This window comes from Streptomyces sp. SP17BM10 (assembly GCF_036322405.1).
Taxonomy (GTDB): domain Bacteria; phylum Actinomycetota; class Actinomycetes; order Streptomycetales; family Streptomycetaceae; genus Kitasatospora.
Genome location: NZ_JAQYXB010000658.1, coordinates 1 through 1,851, shown reverse-complemented (window position 1 = coordinate 1,851; position 1,851 = coordinate 1). Strand labels below are relative to the sequence as shown.

Genomic DNA, 1,851 nt, shown 5'->3' with positions numbered 1-1,851 from the left:
GTCCTTGGTCAGCTCGTGGAGGTTCCAGGCGGCATCGACCTTGGGGCGCAGGACGGCCGACAGGCGCTCCGGGGTGAGCGCGGTGACGATGCCGTCATCCAGCACACCGGCCGCATGCACGACACCCGTGATCGTCCGGCCCTCCAGGGCCAGCGCGAGCGCCTCACGGTCGGCGGCGTCACAGGCCACCACCTCGACGCGCGCGCCGAGTTCCGTCAGCTCGTCCACCAACGCGGACGCGCCACCCCGGCGGCTCAGCACCAGCAGCTCGCGCACACCGTGCTCGGTCACCAGATGCCGGGCGACGAGACGGCCCAGACCGCCGGTGCCACCCGTGATCACGACCGTGCCCTCGCCCCAGCCCGACGAGCGTCCGCCGGGGGCCACGCGGGCCAGCCGACCCACCCGGACGACGCCGTCGCGCACCACGACCTGCGGCTCGCCCACGGCCAGCACCGCGTCCAGCGGGAGCTCGCCGTCCGTGTCCACGAGCACGAACCGGCCCGGGTTCTCGGACTCGGCCGCCCGCACCAGGCCCCAGAGAGCGCCACCGGCCAGGTCCGCGACCTCGCCTCCGGCCACCGCGCCCCGGGTGACGAACACCAGGCGGGCGTCGGCGAAGCGCGGCTCGGCCAGCCACTCCTGCACCAGCCCCAGCGCCCACGCCGTCACGTCATGGACGTCCTCGGGCGTCGAACCGCCCGCCACCGGGACCACCACGGCGCCCGGTGCGTCGTCCCCGAGCTCGGACAGCTCGGCGACCTCCGCGCCCAGCGTCACCCTCGACACGCGCTCACCCGCGCGCGACGGCGCGGGCACCCACTCCAGCCGCAGCAGTGAACCCGCGGTGGCCGCTCCCTGCGCCACGGCGACCGGCTCGGCCAGCGTCAGGACCTCGGCCGACAGCACCGGCTCCCCGGCTGCGTCCACGACGGCGAGCGCGAGGGTCTCCCCGCCCCTGCGCACGAGCCGCGCCCGCACCACGGACGCGCCCGAGGCGTGCAGCGACACCCCGGACCAGGCCGTGGGCACCAGCCCCCGGCCGTCCGCGCGCACCACGGCCGCCAGCAGTGCCGGGTGCACGCCGAAGCCCGCCGCGTCGTCGGCCGCGTCGCCCGGCAGGACCGCCTCGACGAAGGTCTCCTCGCCGCGCCGCCACACCGACCGCAGCCCGTCGAAGGCCGGCCCGAGGTCCGCCTCCTCGCGGATCCCCGTCAGCTCCGCCACGACCGCACCCTTCGGCGGCCAGACCGAGGCGTCGAACTCGGCCGCGCGCTCACCGCGGACGAGCTCGCCCGAGGCGTGCTCCGTCCACGCGGCGTCCGCGTCCGTGTCCGGACGGGAGAAGATCCGCACCGGGCGGGTGCCGGAGGCCTCCGGGGCGTCCACCTGGATCTGGACGACGACCGCGCCGTCCTCGGGCAGCACCAGCGGCTCGGCGAGCGTCAGCCGCTCGACCCGGTCACAGGCCACCTGGTCACCGGCGCGGACGGCCAGCTCCAGGAACCCGGTCGGCGGGAAGACGGCCACACCGCCCACCCGGTGGTCGCCCAGCCACGGCTGCGCCTTCAGCGACAGGCGGCCGGTCAGCAGGGTGCGCTCGGCGTTCGCGAGCGCGACGGTCGCGCCGAGCAGCGGGTGCTCGGCGGGCGACAGACCGGCGCCGGTCACGTCGCCCGTGCGGCGGGCGGGTCGCGGCCAGTAGTGCTCGTGTTGGAAGGGGTAGGTGGGCAGGTCGGTGCGGTTGGCGCCGGTGCCGTCGAAGAGCCGGGCCCAGTCGACGGGGACGCCGGTGACGTGCAGGCGGGCGAGGGCGGTGACGAGGGTGTGTTCCTCGGGCCGGTCGCGGCG

1 protein-coding gene is annotated in these 1,851 nt (G+C 76.7%); it reads right to left on the bottom strand.

Features of this window, described 5'->3' with window-relative positions:
• Window positions 1–1,851, bottom strand: a 1,851-nt coding sequence (locus tag PUR71_RS30750) for an SDR family NAD(P)-dependent oxidoreductase (protein ID WP_329930445.1), incomplete at both ends; no start/stop codon positions are given.